This window comes from Nocardioides sp., from assembly GCF_035503875.1.
Taxonomy (GTDB): Bacteria; Actinomycetota; Actinomycetes; order Propionibacteriales; family Nocardioidaceae; genus Nocardioides.
The window spans coordinates 1-16,776 of the sequence record NZ_DATJTA010000007.1 but is presented as its reverse complement, the minus strand read 5'-3'; the positions used below and the strand labels follow the sequence as shown (position 1 = coordinate 16,776).

Here is a 16,776-nt window from a genome sequence, read left to right as displayed (position 1 = left end):
GCTCAGACCCCCGCCCGCACCCGGGCCGCGTTCCGGCCCGCGATCCGGCCGAACGTCGCGCCCCGCAGCACCGAGGTCGACCCGGTGTAGTTGGAGTAGTACAGCCCGGTCATCTCGCCCGCGGCGTACAGGCCGGTCATGGGGTTCCCGTCGCGGTCGACGACCTCGGCCTCGGGCGTGGTCTTGAGGCCTCCGAAGGTGAACACGTTGGCCGCCATGATCGGGTACGCCGTGAACGGCCCCTGCGTCAGCGGGCGCGACCAGTTCGACTTCGGCGGCACGAGGCCGGTGGTGGCCAGCCCGTCCACGACCAGCGGGTCGAAGCCCTCGGGCCCCGGGCAGGCCGCGTTGTACGCCGCCACCGTGGCCTCGAGCGCCGCCACCGGCAGTCCCAGCCGGGTCGCGAGCGCGCCGATCGTGGGAGCGGTGACCGGTGCGATGTCGGTGCGCACCCCGGCCATGATGTTCGGCACCGCGAGGCCATGCTGGTCCAGGACCACCCAGGCGATCCCGTCGGTCTGGGCCTGGATCGCCCGGGTGGTGCGCTCGTACCAGGCGTCGACGGTGCCGCGGGCCTCGTCGACGAACCGCTGCCCCTCGGCGTTGACCAGGACGCCGTACGGGAAGCAGAAGATCGCCGCCTCCGGCTCGCCGCTGCGCGGGTCGACCGGCTCGGCGTGGAAGAGCGAGAAGTTCCCGGCGGTGGCCGCGCCCAGGGCGAGGGCCATCTCCAGCCCCTCGCCCTTGTTGTAGTTGCCGCCCTGGGCGACCGGGCGCGAGGTCATCGCGTTCGGGCCGTGGTAGCGGGCCATCAGCTCGAAGTTGCCCTGGTAGCCACCGCAGGCGAGGACCACGGCACCGGTGAAGGTCACCGGCCCGTCGGGGGTGTGCGCGAGGACACCGTCGATGCCCGACGGGGAGTGGGTCAGCCGCCGGGCCGTCGTACGGAAGTGGAACTCCACGCCGAGGTCCCGGGCCGCGCGGCCCATCGTCTCGATGATCGCCAGCCCGCCGCCGACCGGCGCCATCCGCGTGGTCGACTGGGTCAGGAACGGCGTCGGGACGAAGTCGAAGCGCACGCCGTGCTCGGCCATCCACTGCAGCGCCTGCGGCGCCTGCTCGGCGAGGGTCGCGACGTAGTCGGGGTTCACCGTGTGCGTGGCCCGCCACAGCGGACCCTGGCGGCCGGCGGGGAGCGCGGCGTCGTTGACCACCGACGGGTCGGGGTGGCCCATGAAGTCGTCGACCAGGATCTCCTCGAAGCCCTCGGCCACCTCCTCGATCGACCGCATCCGCAGGAACGCCTCGGTGTAGCGCGTGTTCCCGCCGGTCTCGGCCTCCGTGGACCGCTCCAGCACGGCCACCCGCGCGCCCGCCTCCGCCGCCGAGACCGCGGCGGCGAGGCCGGCGACGCCGCCGCCGACCACCACCACGTCGTACGTCTTCTCGCTCATCGCAGGTCCTCTCTCGCAGCCCGGGTCAGAAGGTCAGGTCGGCGGAGGTGGTGACGGTGCCGAACAGGGGCAGCACCCGCTCCATGGCGAAGGTGTGCAGGTCGGGCGCGAGCGAGGCGCACATGTCCTCGACGATCGTGACCTGCAGGCCGGCGTCGGAGGCGTGCCGCGCGGCCGACTCGACGACCAGGTTGGTCGCGACGCCGCCGAGGACGACCTCGGTGACGCCCTCGGCCGCCAGCATGGTGCGCAGCGCGGTGCCGACGAACGGGTCCACGCAGCCCTTGTCGACCACGGGCTCGCCGTCGACGGGCGCGAGCGCCTTCACGAACTGCGCCTCGGGGGAGTCGGCCAGCATGACCCGGTTGGTCTCGTAGGGGTCGAAGCGCGGCAGCCGGTTCGTGCGCAGCTTGTACGACGGGTCGAACGCCAGCCGCACGTGCACGACCAGGACGCCGGCCTCGCGCGCCCGGGTCAGCACCCGCTCGGCGGTGGCGAGCACGTCGCGCTCGGCGATCTGCGCCTGCAGCGGCGGCGCCTTCAGGTGCGGGCCGTCCTCGCAGAGGCCGACCTGGTAGTCGAGCATGAGCAGTGCCTGCTTGGTCATCGTGTTCCTTCGGGTGTGGGTGGATAGGTCGGTGGGTCTCGACACGCGGTCACGGCCTCGCGAGCTCGGCCGTGCGCTCGCTCGACCTCGTCTCCGTTCGGTCTCCGCTCGTGCCTCGCGGAGTCCGAGTCGCTTGAACTACCAGGCGGACCAGCCGCCGTCGACGTACACGACCTGGCCGGTCATGTACGACGACGCGGGGCTCGCCAGGAGCAGGAGGGGGCCGGCGAAGTCGGCGTCGGGGTCGCCGAGCCGGCCGAGCATGGTGCGCTCGCCGAACCAGCGCAGCCGCTCGGGGTCGGCGCCGAGCGCGGCGGTCATCTGGGTGGGGTAGAAGACGCCGGGGGCGAGGCAGTTCACGGTGACGCCGTGCCGGCCCAGCTCGCTGGCCAGCGAGCGGGTCACGTTCACGACGCCCGCCTTCGACGCGTAGTACGCCGACTCCGGGACCGGGCCGACGCGCTCGGCGTACACGGTGGTGAGGTTGACGATCCGGCCGCCGGTGCCCTGCCGGGTCAGCGCCTTGCCGGCCTCGCGGCCCACGAGCCAGCACCCGGTGAGGTTCACCCGGACGACCCGCTCGAACTCCTCGACCGTGGTCTCGTCGTACGCCTTGCGCAGCATGATCCCGGCGGCGTTGACGACCACGTCGAGCCGACCGTGCCGGGCGATCACGCCCTCGACGAGGGCGCCGACCGCGGCCTCGTCGGTGACGTCGACCTCGTGGACGCTGGCGCTCGCCGCCGCGGCCGTGGTGGCGAGGTCGTCGGTGCGCGCGGGTACGTCGGCGACGGCGACCGTGGCGCCGGCCGCGGCCAGGGCGGTGGCGGCGCGCTCGCCGAGACCGCCGGCGGCGGCGCCGACGACCAGGGCGACCTGCCCGGTCAGGTCGAACAGGGCGGTCACCATGTCAGCGCACTCTCCTCGGCGGCGGCGTGGGTGCCGGCGAGGCGGCCGAAGATGCCGGCCTTGCCGATGGACGTGCCGGTCATGTAGCCGGCTCCGTGGAAGCCGCCGACGACCTCGCCGGCGGCGTACAGCCGCTCGATCGGGGCGCCCCACCAGTCGAGGACCCGCATCCGGGTGTCGACGGTGAGCCCGCAGTACGTCGCCAGCACGACCGTGCCGGACGGGTGGGCGAAGAACGGCGGCTCGGCGATCGCGGACCGCTCACCGACCGCGCCGGAGAGGTGCTCGCGTCCGAGAGGGTCGGGCCGGCCCTCGCGGATCGCGGCGTTGTACTCCTCCACCGTGCCCTGCAGCGACCCCTCGGGCAGCCCGATCCGGCGCTCCAGCTCGGCGATGGTCTCGGCCTCCAGCAGCATCCCCGCGCGCCGACGGCCGGCGAACTCGTAGATCGGCACCTCGTCGTTCGAGGCGGCCATGGTGCGGCTGTCGAAGACCTGCCAGGTCGTCACGCCCGGCTGGACCAGGGCGGCGTCGCCGATCTCCTTGTAGTTGCGCGACTCGTCGACGAAGCGGCGGCCCTCGCGGTTGACGGCGATCGCGCCCTTGTAGACGGCGAGGATCCCGGTGCCGTCCTCGTCGGGGTGCTCGGTGTGGAAGTGCCCGTAGGTCCCCTTGACGTACGGCGTGTCCCGCAGGCCCGCTCCGTGCGCCAGGGCCATCAGCAGGCCGTCGCCGGTGTTGCCGGCCCCGCCCTGGCGCAGCGCGTGCTCCATCTGCGGGGCGAAGCGGGCGAGCAGGTCGGGGCTCATCGAGAACCCGCCGGTGCCGAGCACGACCGCGTCGGCCTCGATCCGGTGCCGGGTGCCGTCGGCCCGGAGGACGTCCACGCCGGTGACCCGGGTGCCGTCGTGCACCAGCCGCTCGGCCGCGGTGTCGAGGACGATCCGCGCGCCCAGCCGACCGGCGGCCTTCAGCAGGTGCACCAGCATCGCGGTGGTGTCGGAGGGGTGGCTGCGCGGCGCCGACTGGCCGGAGGCGGCGTGGATCTCGCCGTACTCGGCGCCGTGGCCCTTCAGCCACCGGTAGGTCTCCAGCTGGTGCTCGCAGTAGAGGTCCACCAGCGCGGGCTCGTTGCGGTGCTTCCCGACCTCGAGGAGGTCCTGGCGCAGCAGGTCCACCGAGTCGGCGATGCCCTGCGCTGCTTGCTCGTCGGTGCCGGCGAAGGCCGAGAGCCCCGCGGACTTCACCGTCGAGCCGCCGATCGTGCCGGTCTTCTCCAGCAGGACGGCGTACTGGCCCGCCTCGGCGGCGGCCAGCAGCGCCGCGCAGCCGGCGAGCCCGGCGCCGAGGACGAGGACGCCGACCTGGTCGGGCAGCTCGGTGTCGACCGGCAGGCCGCTGGGCAGCGTCTCGCTCACCGGAGGTCCCCGAACGGTCGGTCCAGCAGGGTCTCGGCGGCACTGAACTCCGGGAGCCGGAAGAGGGTCTGCCGCTCGGTCCAGCTGGCCATCCGGTCCGCCCGGCTGGCCGTCTCCCCGTGCTCGCGCAGGTGGGCGAGTGCCTCGCGGCCGGCCAGGTGCATCGAGCGCATCAGGTAGTTGGCGAAGAGCACCACGCCGAACCCGAGGTCGACGTACTCCTGCAGGCCGAGCTGGGGCGTCTTGCCGCCTTCGACCACGTTCACGACCAGGGGTACGCCGGCCAGCTCGCGGCCCACGAGCTCGAGCTCCTCGACCGTGCGGGGCGCCTCGACGAACAGCATGTCGGCCCCCGCCTCGACGTAGGCGCGGCCGCGCTCGATCGCCTCCTCGATGCCGTACGCCGACCGCGCGTCGGTGCGCGCGACGATGACCAGGGACTCGTCGGTCCGGGCCTCGCACGCGGCCGCGATCTTGGTCTGCATGTGCCCGGCCGGGATCAGCGCGTGGGAGTCGAAGTGCCCGCAGCGCTTCGGCATCTCCTGGTCCTCCAGCTGCAGGCCGGCGACGCCGGCGCGCTCCAGGAGCCGCACCGTGCGCATCGCGGCCAGCGGGCCGCCGTACCCGGTGTCGGCGTCGGTGATCAGCGGGAGGTCGACGGCGTCGGCCAGCCGGGCCGCGTGCTCGACCACCTCGGTCTGGGAGACGAGACCGAGGTCGGGGATGCCGTAGCCGGCGTTGGCCAGCCCGGCCCCGGTCGCGTAGACCGCGCCGAACCCGGCCTGCTGCACGAGTCGGGCCCCCATCGCGTCGGTGGCCCCGGGCAGCACCAGCGGCTCGATCGGAGCCGCGCCACTGACCGTGCGGGCCAGGGCGGCGCGCAGCGCGAGCCGCTTCTCGTGCGGGCTCGCACCGGCACCGGCAAGCACGTCGGTGATGCCGGAGGCGGGAGGTGACGCCATCGATCGCTCCTTCGTCCATGTAGTGATCGCTACAGGTCGAACTGTGACACCGGCCATCGGTCTCACGCAACCCGGTGGCGGCAGTCACAACTTTCTCGGCGGAACCCTTGCGATCTCCGGAGTGACCGCTCTATGGTCGCTGTAGTGGTCGCTACAGAGATGGCAGCCACATCCGCACCCGTGCCGCCTCACCGAAGGACTACGCCCGATGACCGTCCTGGACGAGATCCGCCGGCTGGAACCCGAGTTCCGAGCCGAGGAGGACCTGTCGGCCGAGCAGCGCTCGCTGACCGACCGGACCTTCAAGTACATGCAGGAGACCGGGCTGATGCGCGGTCTGCAGCCGCAGCGCTGGGGCGGCGGCGAGCTGAGCCTGCGCGAGCACCTGGCCGGCGTCTACGAGCTCGGCCGGATCGCCCCGTCCGCGGGCTGGGTCGCCGGCGTCGTCGGCTCGCACCCCTGGCAGCTCGCGCTGTACGACGAGGAGACGCAGCAGGAGATCTGGGCCGAGGACCCGTCCTGGAACGCGTCCTCGTCGTACGCCCCGACCGGGAAGATCGAGCCGGTCGACGGCGGCTACCGGGTCTCCGGACGCTGGTCCTTCTCCTCCGGCTGCGACCACGCGCAGGGCGTCATCCTGGGCGGCTTCGCCGGCGCGGTCGAGGTCGCGCCGGGCGTCGAGGTGCCGAACTACGGCTCCGCGCTGCTGTTCCGCGACCAGTACGTCATCGAGGACACCTGGCACGTGCGCGGCTCGCGCGGCACGGGCAGCAAGGACGTCGTCGTGGACGGCGCCTTCATCCCCGCCCGCCGGTTCCTCTCCAGCCCGCTCCACGAGTACAACCCCGAGCGGCCCGCCCCGGGCCAGCTGACCAACCCCGGCGCGCTCTACCGGCTGCCGTGGGCGGTCATGTTCAACCTCGTCCTGGTCGCACCGATGCTCGGCCTCGGCCGCCGCTTCCTCGACGACTGGACCGCGGACACCGCGACCCGCAAGGCCAACTGGGGCGGCTCGTACGCCGACGACGCGCTGATGCAGATGCACCTCGCCGAGGCCGAGTGGGTCCACGACGCCGCCGTCATGAAGATGTACGACGCGATCGACACGATCACCGAGGCCGCCGAGGCCGGGGTGTTCCTCGACAAACAGGCCCGCGCGCGGATGCGCTGGAACATCACCAAGGGCTGCCAGGAGGTCGGCTTCGCCGTCAACAAGCTGATGCGCGTCGCCTCCGGCCGCACGGTCTTCGTCGACCACCCGCTCCACCGGATCTACCAGGACGTGGCCGCCGAGCTCGGCCACGCCTTCCTCGTCTCCGACGCCGTCGGTCAGTACTACGGCGCCTCTCTCCTCAACTCCTCAGCACCGGAGGTCATGCTGTGATCACCCAACTCGCCTACCTCGGCATCGCGTCGCCCCGCTCCGAGGAGTGGCGCGACTACTCCACCCGCCTGCTCGGCGCCGTGATCGCGGAGGACGGCCCCGACGGCGCCGTCCGGGTCAAGGTGGACGACAAGGGCTACCGGATCGCGATCCACCCCAGCGAGAACGACGAGTTCCGCTACGCCGGCTGGGCCTGCCACAACGAGACCGAGCTGCGTGAGTACGTCGCGCACCTGCGCGCTCAGGGTCTCGACGTCCACGAGGGCACCGAGGAGGAGCTCAAGGAGCGCCAGGTCGCCGAGCTCTACTGGACCCAGGACCCGTGGGGCAACCGGCACGAGTTCGTCTGGGGCCAGTACGCCCACCCCAACTCGTTCTTCCCGGGCCGCCCGATGCGCGGCCGCTTCGTCACCGGCGACCTCGGCCTCGGCCACATCGTGATGATCGTGCCGAACCTGGAGGAGGCCGACGCCTTCTACGCCGAGAAGCTGGGCTTCAAGCTCTCCGACCGGGTCAAGAGCGACATCTTCAACCTGCGCTTCTACCACTGCAACGGCCGGCACCACTCGCTCGCCGTCGCCGAGATCCCGGGCATGACCGGGATCAACCACCTGATGCTGGAGGTCGAGAGCTTCGACGACCTCGGGACGGCGGTGGACCTCTTCGCCGAGGACGCGGACCGCGAGATCCTGCTCTCCCTCGGCCGCCACACCAACGACCTGATGACCTCGATCTACGTGCAGACCCCGTCGTCGATGCAGATCGAGTACGGCCACGGCGGCATCCACGTCGACGACCTCACCTGGGTCGCCGGCACCCACGACCTCCCGAGCATCTGGGGTCACCACCGCTCGCAGGCCTACCTCGACGGTCCTCCCGGAATCTTCCGCATGCTCGACGTGCCGGAGGACGGCCGGTGACCGTGACTACCGCCTCCCGGATCCGCGAGGAGGACGTCGCCATCGGCGCCGGCCGCCACCTGCGGGTCCTGCAGACCGGCGAGCCGGGCCAGCCGGCGCTGCTGTTCCTGCACGGCTCCGGCCCCGGCGTCACCGCGGGCAGCAACTGGCGCGGCGTCCTCGACGCGCTCGGCGAGGGCTACCACGGCATCGCCCCGGACATCCTCGGCTTCGGCGACTCGTCGTACCCCGACCCGCAGCCGCAGGGCTTCAAGGCCCAGGCCGAGGTCCGCATCGACGCGCTCTTCGCGCTGATCGACACCCTCGGTCTGGAGCGGGTCGTGCTGGTCGGCAACTCGATGGGCGGGATGTACTCCCTGCGCATGGCCCAGCTGCGCCCCGAGCTGGTCGCCGGCCTGGTGCTGATGGGCTCGGGCGGCATGCCCGGCCTGGAGCCGACCCCCGGCCTGGTCAAGCTGGTCACGTACTTCGACGACCCGACCGTGGAGGCCATGGCCGAGCTGCTCCTGGAGTTCGTCCACGACAAGGAGGCGTTCGGCGACCGGGTCGCCGACGTCGCCGCGGAGCGGATGCCGGTCGTGCGGCGGCCGTGGATCGAGGCCGGGCACCGGGCGATGTTCGCCCCGGAGATGCTGAGCTTCGAGCCCGCCGACCTCGCGCGGCTGGACGTGCCGGCGCTCGTCGTGCACGGGCGCAACGACGTCATCGTGCCGCTGGAGTGCAGCCACTACCTGAGCGAGCACCTGCCGCAGGCCGACCTGTACGTCATCAACAAGTGCGGTCACTGGACCCAGATCGAGCAGGCCGAGCGGTTCTCGTCGGTGCTGCGCGACTTCGTGGAAGGACGAGTGCGATGAGCACGAGCATGGTGGAGCGGGCGCGCGCGGCCGCTCCGGTCCTGGCGGCCAGCGACCCGGAGAGCGCGGCCGCGGGCCGGCTCACCGACGAGGCGGTCGCCGCGCTCGACTCGATCGGCGTGCTGCGCGGCCTGCAGCCGCAGCGCTGGGGCGGGGGCGAGGTCCACCTCGCCGAGTACGCCGAGACCGTGATGGAGGTCGGGCGGGCCTCGGCCTCCGCCGGCTGGGTCGCGTCGGTCGTCGGCGTGCACCCCTGGCAGATCGCGCTGTTCCCCGAGGAGACCCAGGCCGAGCTCTGGGGGGACGACCCGGCGCGGCGGATCGCGTCGTCGTACACCCCGACGGGGCGGATCGAGAAGGTCCCCGGCGGGTTCCGGGTCTCCGGGCGCTGGCGCTTCTCCTCGGGCAGCGGGATCTGCTCCGGTGTGATCCTCGGCGGCATCGCCGGCTCGGCCGAGGTGAACGGCACGGAGTACCCCGACTTCACCTCGGTGATCCTCGACGACTCCGACTACCGCATCGAGGACACCTGGGACGTCGCGGGCCTGCGCGGCACCGGGTCGAACGACATCGTCGTCGACGACGTCTTCGTCCCCGAGCGTCGCGGCCAGTCGCACCTGCTCTACACCCACGGCCTCGGTACGCCGCTGCCCGGCCAGGAGCTCAACGACGGGCCGCTCTTCCGGGCGCCGTGGGCGGTCACCTTCAACCTGATCATCGCCGCGGGCGCGGTCGGTGCCGCGCTCGGCTTCTACGACCGCTGGGTCGACGAGACGCGCAGCCGCCGGACCAACTACGGCCAGCTGCTCCGCGAGGAGCCGGTGGTCCAGAACCACCTGGCCGAGGCGGCCTGGCAGCTCGACGCCGCCGTGCTGAAGATCAAGCGTGCGGCCGACGAGCTGATGGAGCACGCCGAGCTCCGCGAGATCCCCACCCAGGAGCAGCGCGCGTTCTGGCGCTGGGACGTCGCGCGCTCGGCTAACGCCGCCGTCGACGCCGTCCAGGACCTGATGCGGGTCTCGTCGGGCCGCTCGGCGTTCCTCGACCACCCACTGCAGGCGAAGTTCCAGGACGTGATGGCCGCCAGCAGCCACGCCTTCCTCTTCGACGACGTGCTCGCGAAGGCCTGGGGCGGGCGCCACCTCGGCGCCGAGCGGCTCGAGGCGGTGCACCTGTGAGCGTGCGCTCCGGCGATGTCGCGGTGAGCGTGCGGGGCCAGGAGCTGACCTTCCGGCTGCACGAGTCGGGCGAGCGCGGGGGAGAGGCGATCCTCTTCCTGCACGGCTCCGGCCCGGGAGCCACCGGCCTCTCGAACTGGGAGCGGGTCATCGCCGACCTGGGCGACCGGTACTGGTGCCTGGCGCCGGACCAGATCGGGTTCGGCGACTCCACGCACCCGCTCGACCCGCCGCGGGGGATGGCGCCCTTCAACGAGCTGCGGGCCGAGGCGCTGCTCGCGCTCGTCGACGAGCTCGGGCTCGAGCGGGTGCACCTGGTCGGCAACTCGATGGGCGGCCAGCTGGCGCTGATCATGGCGCTGGACCGCCCGGGCCTCGCCGCGACGATGCTGCTGATGGGCAGCGGCGGCGCGCCCGACCTGCCGGCCAGCCCCGGACTGACCCACCTGCGCAGCTTCTACGCCGACCCGACGGCCGCGTCCCTGGAGGGCCTGCTCACCGAGTTCGTGTACGACGTCGACTCGCTGAAGGGCACCGTCGACCGCGTCGTCGGCGAGCGGATGGCGTACGTCGAGCGCGACGACGTACGCCGCTCGCACGAGGCGTCGTTCGACATGGCCCCGCCCCGGCGGTTCTTCACGCCGGAGGAGCTCGCGACGATCGACGTCGACGTGCTCTGCGTGCACGGCCGCGAGGACCGGATCATCCCGGTGGAGGCGAGCCGCTACTTCGCCGAGCACCTGCCCAACGCCGACCTCTACGTCCTCGGGCAGTGCGGGCACTGGACCCAGATCGAGCACCCGGAGGCCTTCGAGCGGCTCCTGGTGGGCCTCGTCGACGGCCACCGCTGACCACCGGAGAGAGTAGATCCATGCGCATCGCCAACCACGCCGGCCGGGCCGTGCTCGTCCTCGGCGACGACCAGGCCGCCGACATCGCCACCGTCTCCGAGGGCGCCTTCGGCCCCGACCTCCCCGGCATCTACGAGCGGTGGGAGGAGTTCACGGCCTGGGCGGCCACCGTCGATCCCGTGGCGGACGTCACCCTCGAGCGGGCCGCCCTGGAGTCGCCGTCCCCGCGCCCGTCCCAGGTGGTCGCGATCGGCCTCAACTACGCCGACCACGCCGCCGAGACCGGCTACGAGGCGCCCCAGGAGCTGCCCCCGGTCTTCACGAAGTTCGCCTCGTCGATCACGGGCGCCTTCGGGGAGATCGACCTGCCGCCCGGTGGCAACACCGACTGGGAGGTCGAGGTCGTCGCGGTCATCGGGCGTACGGCGCACCGGGTCGCCGAGGCCGACGCCTGGTCGTACGTCGCCGGGCTGTCGATCGGACAGGACCTGTCCGAGCGGGTGCTGCAGTTCGTGGGTCAGGCGCCGCAGTTCGGGTTCGCCAAGTCGTACCCGAAGTTCGCCCCGATCGGCCCCTGGCTGGTCACCCTCGACGAGCTCGAGGCCGCCGGGCTGGACCGCGACGACCTGGCCCTGGGCTGCGCCATCGACGGCGAGACGGTGCAGGACGGACGCACGTCCAAGCTGATCTTCTCGATCCCGCGCACGATCGCGAAGCTGACCGAGGTGCTCACGCTGCAGCCCGGCGACGTCATCTTCACCGGCACCCCGGACGGGGTGGGCTTCGGGATGGAGCCGCCGCGCTACGTGCGGTCGGGGGAGACGCTGCGGACCTGGGTCGAGGGCATCGGCGAGATGGAGCACACCTTCCGCTGAGCCCCCGACCCAGGCGCCTCAGCGGGTCACCTGGAAGGACTTCGTGAGCGTCGCCGTCGAGTCGGCGCCGGCGTACACCTGGATCTCCCCGGGCTCCACCACGAACCTCCCGCGGTTGTCGTAGAAGCCGAAGTCGCTCGCATCGAGGGTGAACCGCACCGTGGTCGATGCGCCCGGCTCGAGCGTGACCCGCTCGAAGCCGCGCAGGCGGCGTACCGGTTGGGAGATGCTGGCGACGGGGTCGCGCAGGTAGAGCTGGGCGACCTCGTCACCGGCGACGTCGCCGGTGTTGGTGACCGTCATCGACGCGACCACCCGGCCCTTGCGGGAGACGGTGCTCCGGCTCAGCCGCAGGTCGGAGATGTCGAACGTCGTGTAGCTCAGCCCGAAGCCGAACGGGAAGAGCGGGTCGCAGGAGCGCAGGTCGCGGTAGCGCGAGTTGTACTTCTGCGTGACGTCGCAGGGCCGGCCGGTCGGCTCGTGGTTGTAGTAGATCGGCACCTGGCCGAGCCGCTGCGGGAAGGACACCGGGAGCTTGCCGCCCGGGTTGACCTCGCCGAAGACGACGTCAGCGACCGCGTTGCCGCCCTCGACGCCGGGGAACCACGCCTCGAGCACGGCGGGCGCGCTGTCGACCACGTCGCCGAGGGTGAGCGGACGGCCGTTGAGGAGCACGACCACGACCGGCTTGCCCGTCGCCGCGATCGCGTCGATCAGCTCCTCCTGCCGTCCGGGCAGGTCGAGGGTCGAGCGGGTCGCGGCCTCGCCGCTCATCTCGCGGGTCTCGCCGACGGCGAGCACCACCTGGTCGGCGGCGTTCGCGGCCGCCACCGCCTCGGCGAAGCCCGCATCGGACGGGCAGTCCTCGGCCGGGTCGTAGTCCGCCGGCTCCTCGTTGCTCAGCGCACAGCCCTGGGCGTACGTCGTGGTCCCGGTCGAGCCGGCCGTGATGCCGCTCAGCACGCTGACGACGTCGGCGTCCTCGCCGCGACCCCACCAGGGGCCGAGCAGGTCGTGCTGGCTGTCGGCGAGCGGCCCGATGACGGCGGTGTTCTTGGCGGGGTCGAGGGGGAGGGTCCGGTCGTCGTTCTGCAGCAGCACCATCGAGCGGCCGGCGGCGGTGCGCGCTGCCTCGCGGTCGGCGGGGGTGAGGAAGCTGGCGGGATCGACGGCCTTGGCCTGGTCGACGTACGGCCGCTCGAACAGGCCGGCGCGGAACTTGACCCGCAAGATCCGCCGTACGGCGTCGTCGAGGCGCTTCATCGTGATCCGGCCGTCGGCGAGCAGCTCCTCGCCGTGGTCGCGGATCGTCGTGCTGACCATCTCGGAGTCGGTGCCGGCCATCAGCGCGTTCGCGCCCGCCTCGGCGTCGTCGGCGGCGGTGCCGTGGTTGATGGTCTCGGTGACCGCGGTGTAGTCGCTCTCGACGAACCCGTCGAAGCCCCACTCCTTCTTCAGGATGTCGGTCTCGGTGTACGGGTTCGCGCAGCCCGGCACGCCGTTGATGGCGTTGAACGAGCACATCACCGTGTCGGCGCCCGCCTCGATCGCGGCCTTGAACGGCGGCAGGTAGAGGTTGCGCAGCCGCTGCTCCGAGAGGTCGGTGGTGTCGTAGTCACGACCGCCCTCGGGCTCGCCGTACGCGACGAAGTGCTTGACGCTGGTGATCGCCCGGTCGGGCCGGCTGTAGTCGTCGCCCTGCGCGCCCTTCACTCGGGCCGCCGCGAAGACCGAGCCGAGGTAGGGGTCCTCGCCGTTCCCCTCGACGATCCGGCCCCAGCGGGGCTCGTGGGAGAGGTCGACCATCGGGCTGTAGATCTGCTTGATGCCCACGGTCGTCGACTCGCGGGCGCCGATCTTGGCGTCGGTCCGGGCCACGTCGGGGTCGAACGAGCTGGCCGCGCCGAGGGGCACCGGGAAGATCGTGCGGTAGCCGTGGATGGTGTCGAAGGCGAACAGGATCGGGATCTTCAGCCGCGACTCGGTCATCGCGATCCGTTGGAGCTCGTCGATCCGCGCGGGGTCGGTGAGGCTGAAGACGCCACCCACCCCGGCCCGCGCGTCCTCGTCGGTGATCTGCCCGTCGGACAGCAGCTGCACCTGCTGCAGCTTCTCCTCGGTCGTCATCCGCGCCAGCAGCCGGTCCACCCGCCGCTCGACCGACCTGTCCGGTGCGCCGCGGACCGGCGCCAGCGCCCGCTCGTCGGACGCCCCTCCGCCGTCGGCCAGCACGTTCGTGGCCGTCAGGGTCCCGGCCGCCAACGCCCCGGCGACCATCGCTGCACTCACGATTCTCTTCACTTGTCTGCCTCCGCACTTGCGAGTCGCTCGCACCGGCGATGCGGGCCATCACGTCCCCTTCCCTGTGACGTGAGTCACAAACAGCCCGACCGCTGGTTGACGCTGGTTGAGGTGTGAGGCGCTCCAGCGCCGAGCCTCGAAACCCGGTGAGCGGTACGGTGGCGTCGGTCGGGTGTGCTTGTCGGGCTGCGGGGGTTTCGAGGCTCGCTTCGCTCGCACCTCAACCGGCGTCGGGTGAGGCGCCTCGGCGGTGGTGCTACACGCTGGTTGAGGTGCGAGGCGCCCCAGCGCCGAGCCTCGAAACCCGGCGAGCCGAGAAGCGGCGCCGAGCGATCGCCATCGCGACCTGCTGACGACCATGGACTGCGACGTACTGCTGCTCACCGAGGTGCCGGAGTGCTTCGAGCTCGCGGGCTTCGGCGTACACCTGGGGGAGCGGTCGATGGCTGCCGGTCGACTGTCCCTGCAGGTGCCGACCGCCGGTTGAGGTGTGAGGCGCTCCAGCGCCGAGCCTCGAAACCCGGCGACCCGACAAGCAAGCAGAAGTCGCCCACCAGCCCGCCCAACGCCTATCCACAGATCCCACCGACCCACCCGAATCGAACACCAGTTCGAGTAGAATCGGTGCATGAACCCGCCCGAGATCCTCGACGCCGCCGCCGTTCTGGCGGCCGCCGAGACGACCGTGCGGGAACGCCGCCAGGCCCAGGTCGACGACCTGTCACTGGTGCTGGCCTGGGCCGACCTCCACGGTCACGACCCGCAACAGACCCCCGGCGCGGTGCCGGTCCGGTTCGGCGGCGACCAGCTGGTCGAGATCGGTGGTGACGGGACGCCGTGGGTGCAGGACCTGTGCCTGGGCGAGCTGGCCATCGCCCGTCAGGCCCACGTGCTGTCGACCCGGTCGGTCATGGCCGACGCGCTCGACCTGCGCCACCGGCTCCCGCTGACCTGGGCGAAGGTCCAGCAGCTGGCCTGCGAGACCTGGGTGGCCTGCAAGGTCGCCTCGATGACCCGCGGCCTGGACCGCCGCCGGGTCGCGGTCGTGGACGCCGCGGTCGCCGCCGCGGTGGCGTGTGCGCCGGGGCGGGTGCTGCGGATCGCCGAGGCCAAGATCATCGAGGCCGACACCCAGGCGCACGCCGAGCGGGTCGCCGAGCAGCGCCGCACGCGCGGTGTCGTGATGACGCCCGCTGACGAGCACGGTCTGCGGGTGCTGATCGCCCGGTTGGAGACCGCCGACGCGGTCTGGGTCGACGCCATGATCGACCGGGTCGCGGACCTCCTCGCCGGCGATGACGAGCTGCGCGCCACCCACCACCCCGACCTGCCCGCCGAGGTGGGCAAGGACGAGCTGCGGGCGGTGGCGTTGGGCTGGTTGGCCCGCCCCCACGACCTGGCCGAGCTCCTCGGCCTCCTCGACGCCGCCGAGACGGAGGACGCATCGGGCGCGGAGCGGAAGCGCCGTCGTCCGGGTGCGGTGCTGCACGTCCATCTGCACCAGGCCGCCCTGGACGCCGGCATCGGCGTGGCCCGGGTGGAGGAGCTCGGCCCGCTGCTCCTCGACCAGGTCGCCCGGCTCCTCGCCCACACGAACGTCACCCTCCGCCCGGTCCTCGACCTCGCCAACACTGTCGCGGTCGACGCCTACGAGCACCCCGCCAGCGTCCGCGACCGCACCGCCGTCCTCGTCCCGGCCGATGCGTTCCCGCACTCCACGACCCTGACCCGACGCGTCGACCTCGACCATCCCGTCCCGTACGACCCCGGCGGACCACCCGGCCAGACCGGTGACCACAACGTCGCCCCACTGGCCCGGCGACATCACCGCGCCAAGACCCACCTGGGCTACACCGTCGACCAGCTCGACCGCACGACCTACTTGTGGACCACACCCCACGGACTACAACGCCTCGTCGACCACACCGGCACCCACCTGATCGACGGGCCAGTCTGACGCGCCACCTCGCGGTCAGCCGACTGACCGCTCCTCGGTAGGCCCCGTTGTGTCAGCCGCGGCCCATTTTGCGGAATCGCCGGGCATACCCGCGGTATGTTGCGGTGCCGCTCCGCGTTTTCATGCCCTGAGTAGGAGACCTCATGTCCCACGACCCGAGCCAGTCGACCATCGTCCGGCCCTTCACCCGCCAGTCCACCGTGCTCGACCTGGCCTCGACACTGCCCGGGCGCGCGTTCAAGGCGGTGATCGTGCGCCAGCTCCCGCCGGTAGCCACCGAGGAGGAGCGGCAGGCATTGGAGGACCTCACCGTCGGCCTTCCGCTGGAGACCTTGGTGGAGATGTCCGAGGGCAAGCTCACCTGGGGGATCGCCGATTCCGTCGTCGATCTGGCGAACCGCAAGCCGCACCGTCTGATCCCTCGTCTTGTCGACGCGGGCAAGACCGTCCTGAAGAAGGTCGTGCGCGCGGTTCGCCGCTGACGGCGTGCAGCTTCTCGACCGACCGCTGCATCCGATCCAGGCCGGGCCACCGCCGCCGAGCCGACCGGAACGACCGACCCACGCCGCTCCTGGCGTCGAGCGGGCTTCGCGGGAGTCGCAGGGATCGCCTTGGCCAGCGGCCTTCTTCTCCTGAGGCGGCGCAAGCGGACGAAGTCAGAACCCTGACATAGCCTGCAGGCACCGGAAGGCGGATTCAGCTGGTCGAAGCAACACCGACTGATGGAGGTGTTGTGGTGCCGAGGAAGCGTGTGCCGGACGTGGTCCGGTCGAGGTTCTTCGATCTGGTGTGTGCGGGGTCGTCGTTGGCTGCGGCGGCGGTCGAGGTTGGCGTGGCGAAGCAATCGGCGTGGGAGTGGTGGGGTCAGTCTGCTCCGGTGACGTTGGAGCTGACTCAGGGCAGGAGCGGTGGTCTCACGCTGCGTGCGGGCGTGGATCCGGGTGTGGTTCCGGGCGTAGATCTGGGCGTAGATCCGGGCGTGGTGGGTCGGCGGCAGTTGACGAGTGAGGACCGCGCCGTGATCGCCTCGTGTCTGCAGCGTCGGCGTGAGGGTCAACGGGTCACCCAGGTCGAGATGGCCAGGTTGATCGGGCGTGACAAGT

Annotated in this window: 15 protein-coding genes and 1 pseudogene; 10 read left to right on the top strand and 6 right to left on the bottom strand. The window is 71.9% G+C overall.

What is annotated here, in order from left to right:
- Positions 1-2: 2 nt before the first annotated feature.
- The 5 genes from VMF51_RS01325 to VMF51_RS01305 all read right to left on the bottom strand — a co-directional run bounded on the left by VMF51_RS01325 (position 3) and on the right by VMF51_RS01305 (position 5,350).
- Positions 3-1,454 (bottom strand): FAD-dependent oxidoreductase, encoded by a 1,452-nt coding sequence (locus tag VMF51_RS01325; RefSeq protein ID WP_325472578.1) that lies wholly within the window; start codon positions 1,452-1,454, stop codon positions 3-5.
- A gap of 25 nt (positions 1,455-1,479) precedes the next feature.
- Positions 1,480-2,061 (bottom strand): isochorismatase family cysteine hydrolase, encoded by a 582-nt coding sequence (locus tag VMF51_RS01320; RefSeq protein WP_325472577.1) that lies wholly within the window; start codon positions 2,059-2,061, stop codon positions 1,480-1,482.
- A gap of 138 nt (positions 2,062-2,199) precedes the next feature.
- Positions 2,200-2,970 (bottom strand): SDR family oxidoreductase, encoded by a 771-nt coding sequence (locus VMF51_RS01315; RefSeq protein ID WP_325472576.1) that lies wholly within the window; start codon positions 2,968-2,970, stop codon positions 2,200-2,202.
- On the bottom strand, positions 2,964-4,388 hold the full coding sequence (locus VMF51_RS01310) for an FAD-dependent oxidoreductase (protein WP_325472575.1): 1,425 nt from the start codon (positions 4,386-4,388) through the stop codon (positions 2,964-2,966). The genes VMF51_RS01315 and VMF51_RS01310 overlap by 7 nt, the downstream gene beginning before the upstream one ends.
- On the bottom strand, positions 4,385-5,350 hold the full coding sequence (locus VMF51_RS01305) for an oxaloacetate decarboxylase (RefSeq protein WP_325472574.1): 966 nt from the start codon (positions 5,348-5,350) through the stop codon (positions 4,385-4,387). Before VMF51_RS01305 ends, VMF51_RS01310 begins: the two co-directional genes overlap by 4 nt.
- Before the next feature lie 208 nt (positions 5,351-5,558).
- Here VMF51_RS01305 and VMF51_RS01300 point away from each other — a divergent pair, with 208 nt between their 5' ends.
- The 6 genes from VMF51_RS01300 to VMF51_RS01275 are packed head-to-tail and all read left to right on the top strand — an operon-like array spanning position 5,559 to position 11,415.
- Positions 5,559-6,734, top strand: coding sequence for an acyl-CoA dehydrogenase (locus VMF51_RS01300; RefSeq protein WP_325472573.1), 1,176 nt, complete (start codon positions 5,559-5,561; stop codon positions 6,732-6,734).
- Positions 6,731-7,654 (top strand): VOC family protein, encoded by a 924-nt coding sequence (locus tag VMF51_RS01295; RefSeq protein WP_325472572.1) that lies wholly within the window; start codon positions 6,731-6,733, stop codon positions 7,652-7,654. Before VMF51_RS01300 ends, VMF51_RS01295 begins: the two co-directional genes overlap by 4 nt.
- Entirely contained in the window at positions 7,651-8,511 is an 861-nt protein-coding gene (locus VMF51_RS01290; protein ID WP_325472571.1) for an alpha/beta hydrolase, read from the top strand. Before VMF51_RS01295 ends, VMF51_RS01290 begins: the two co-directional genes overlap by 4 nt.
- Positions 8,508-9,689: an acyl-CoA dehydrogenase family protein gene (locus VMF51_RS01285; protein ID WP_325472570.1), complete on the top strand. Its 1,182-nt coding sequence runs from the start codon at positions 8,508-8,510 to the stop codon at positions 9,687-9,689. Before VMF51_RS01290 ends, VMF51_RS01285 begins: the two co-directional genes overlap by 4 nt.
- On the top strand, positions 9,686-10,540 hold the full coding sequence (locus VMF51_RS01280) for an alpha/beta hydrolase (protein ID WP_325472569.1): 855 nt from the start codon (positions 9,686-9,688) through the stop codon (positions 10,538-10,540). The genes VMF51_RS01285 and VMF51_RS01280 overlap by 4 nt, the downstream gene beginning before the upstream one ends.
- Positions 10,541-10,560: 20 nt before the next feature.
- Positions 10,561-11,415: a fumarylacetoacetate hydrolase family protein gene (locus tag VMF51_RS01275; protein WP_325472568.1), complete on the top strand. Its 855-nt coding sequence runs from the start codon at positions 10,561-10,563 to the stop codon at positions 11,413-11,415.
- Between the two features lie 18 nt (positions 11,416-11,433).
- On the opposite strand, the gene bglX is transcribed toward VMF51_RS01275, so the two are convergent.
- A complete protein-coding gene (gene bglX, locus VMF51_RS01270) occupies positions 11,434-13,704 on the bottom strand; it encodes a beta-glucosidase BglX (RefSeq protein WP_325472567.1) in 2,271 nt (756 codons plus the stop codon).
- Between the two features lie 370 nt (positions 13,705-14,074).
- Between bglX and VMF51_RS01265 the strand changes: the two genes are divergently transcribed.
- The 4 genes and pseudogenes from VMF51_RS01265 to VMF51_RS01250 all read left to right on the top strand — a co-directional run.
- Positions 14,075-14,203, top strand: a complete 129-nt coding sequence (locus VMF51_RS01265; RefSeq protein WP_325472566.1) for a hypothetical protein — start codon at positions 14,075-14,077, stop codon at positions 14,201-14,203.
- Between the two features lie 141 nt (positions 14,204-14,344).
- Entirely contained in the window at positions 14,345-15,673 is a 1,329-nt protein-coding gene (locus VMF51_RS01260; protein ID WP_325472565.1) for a hypothetical protein, read from the top strand.
- A 143-nt stretch (positions 15,674-15,816) separates the two neighbouring features.
- On the top strand, positions 15,817-16,155 hold the full coding sequence (locus VMF51_RS01255) for a hypothetical protein (protein WP_325472564.1): 339 nt from the start codon (positions 15,817-15,819) through the stop codon (positions 16,153-16,155).
- A 269-nt stretch (positions 16,156-16,424) separates the two neighbouring features.
- Positions 16,425-16,776 (top strand): annotated as a pseudogene (locus VMF51_RS01250) (IS30 family transposase); the annotation flags it as partial.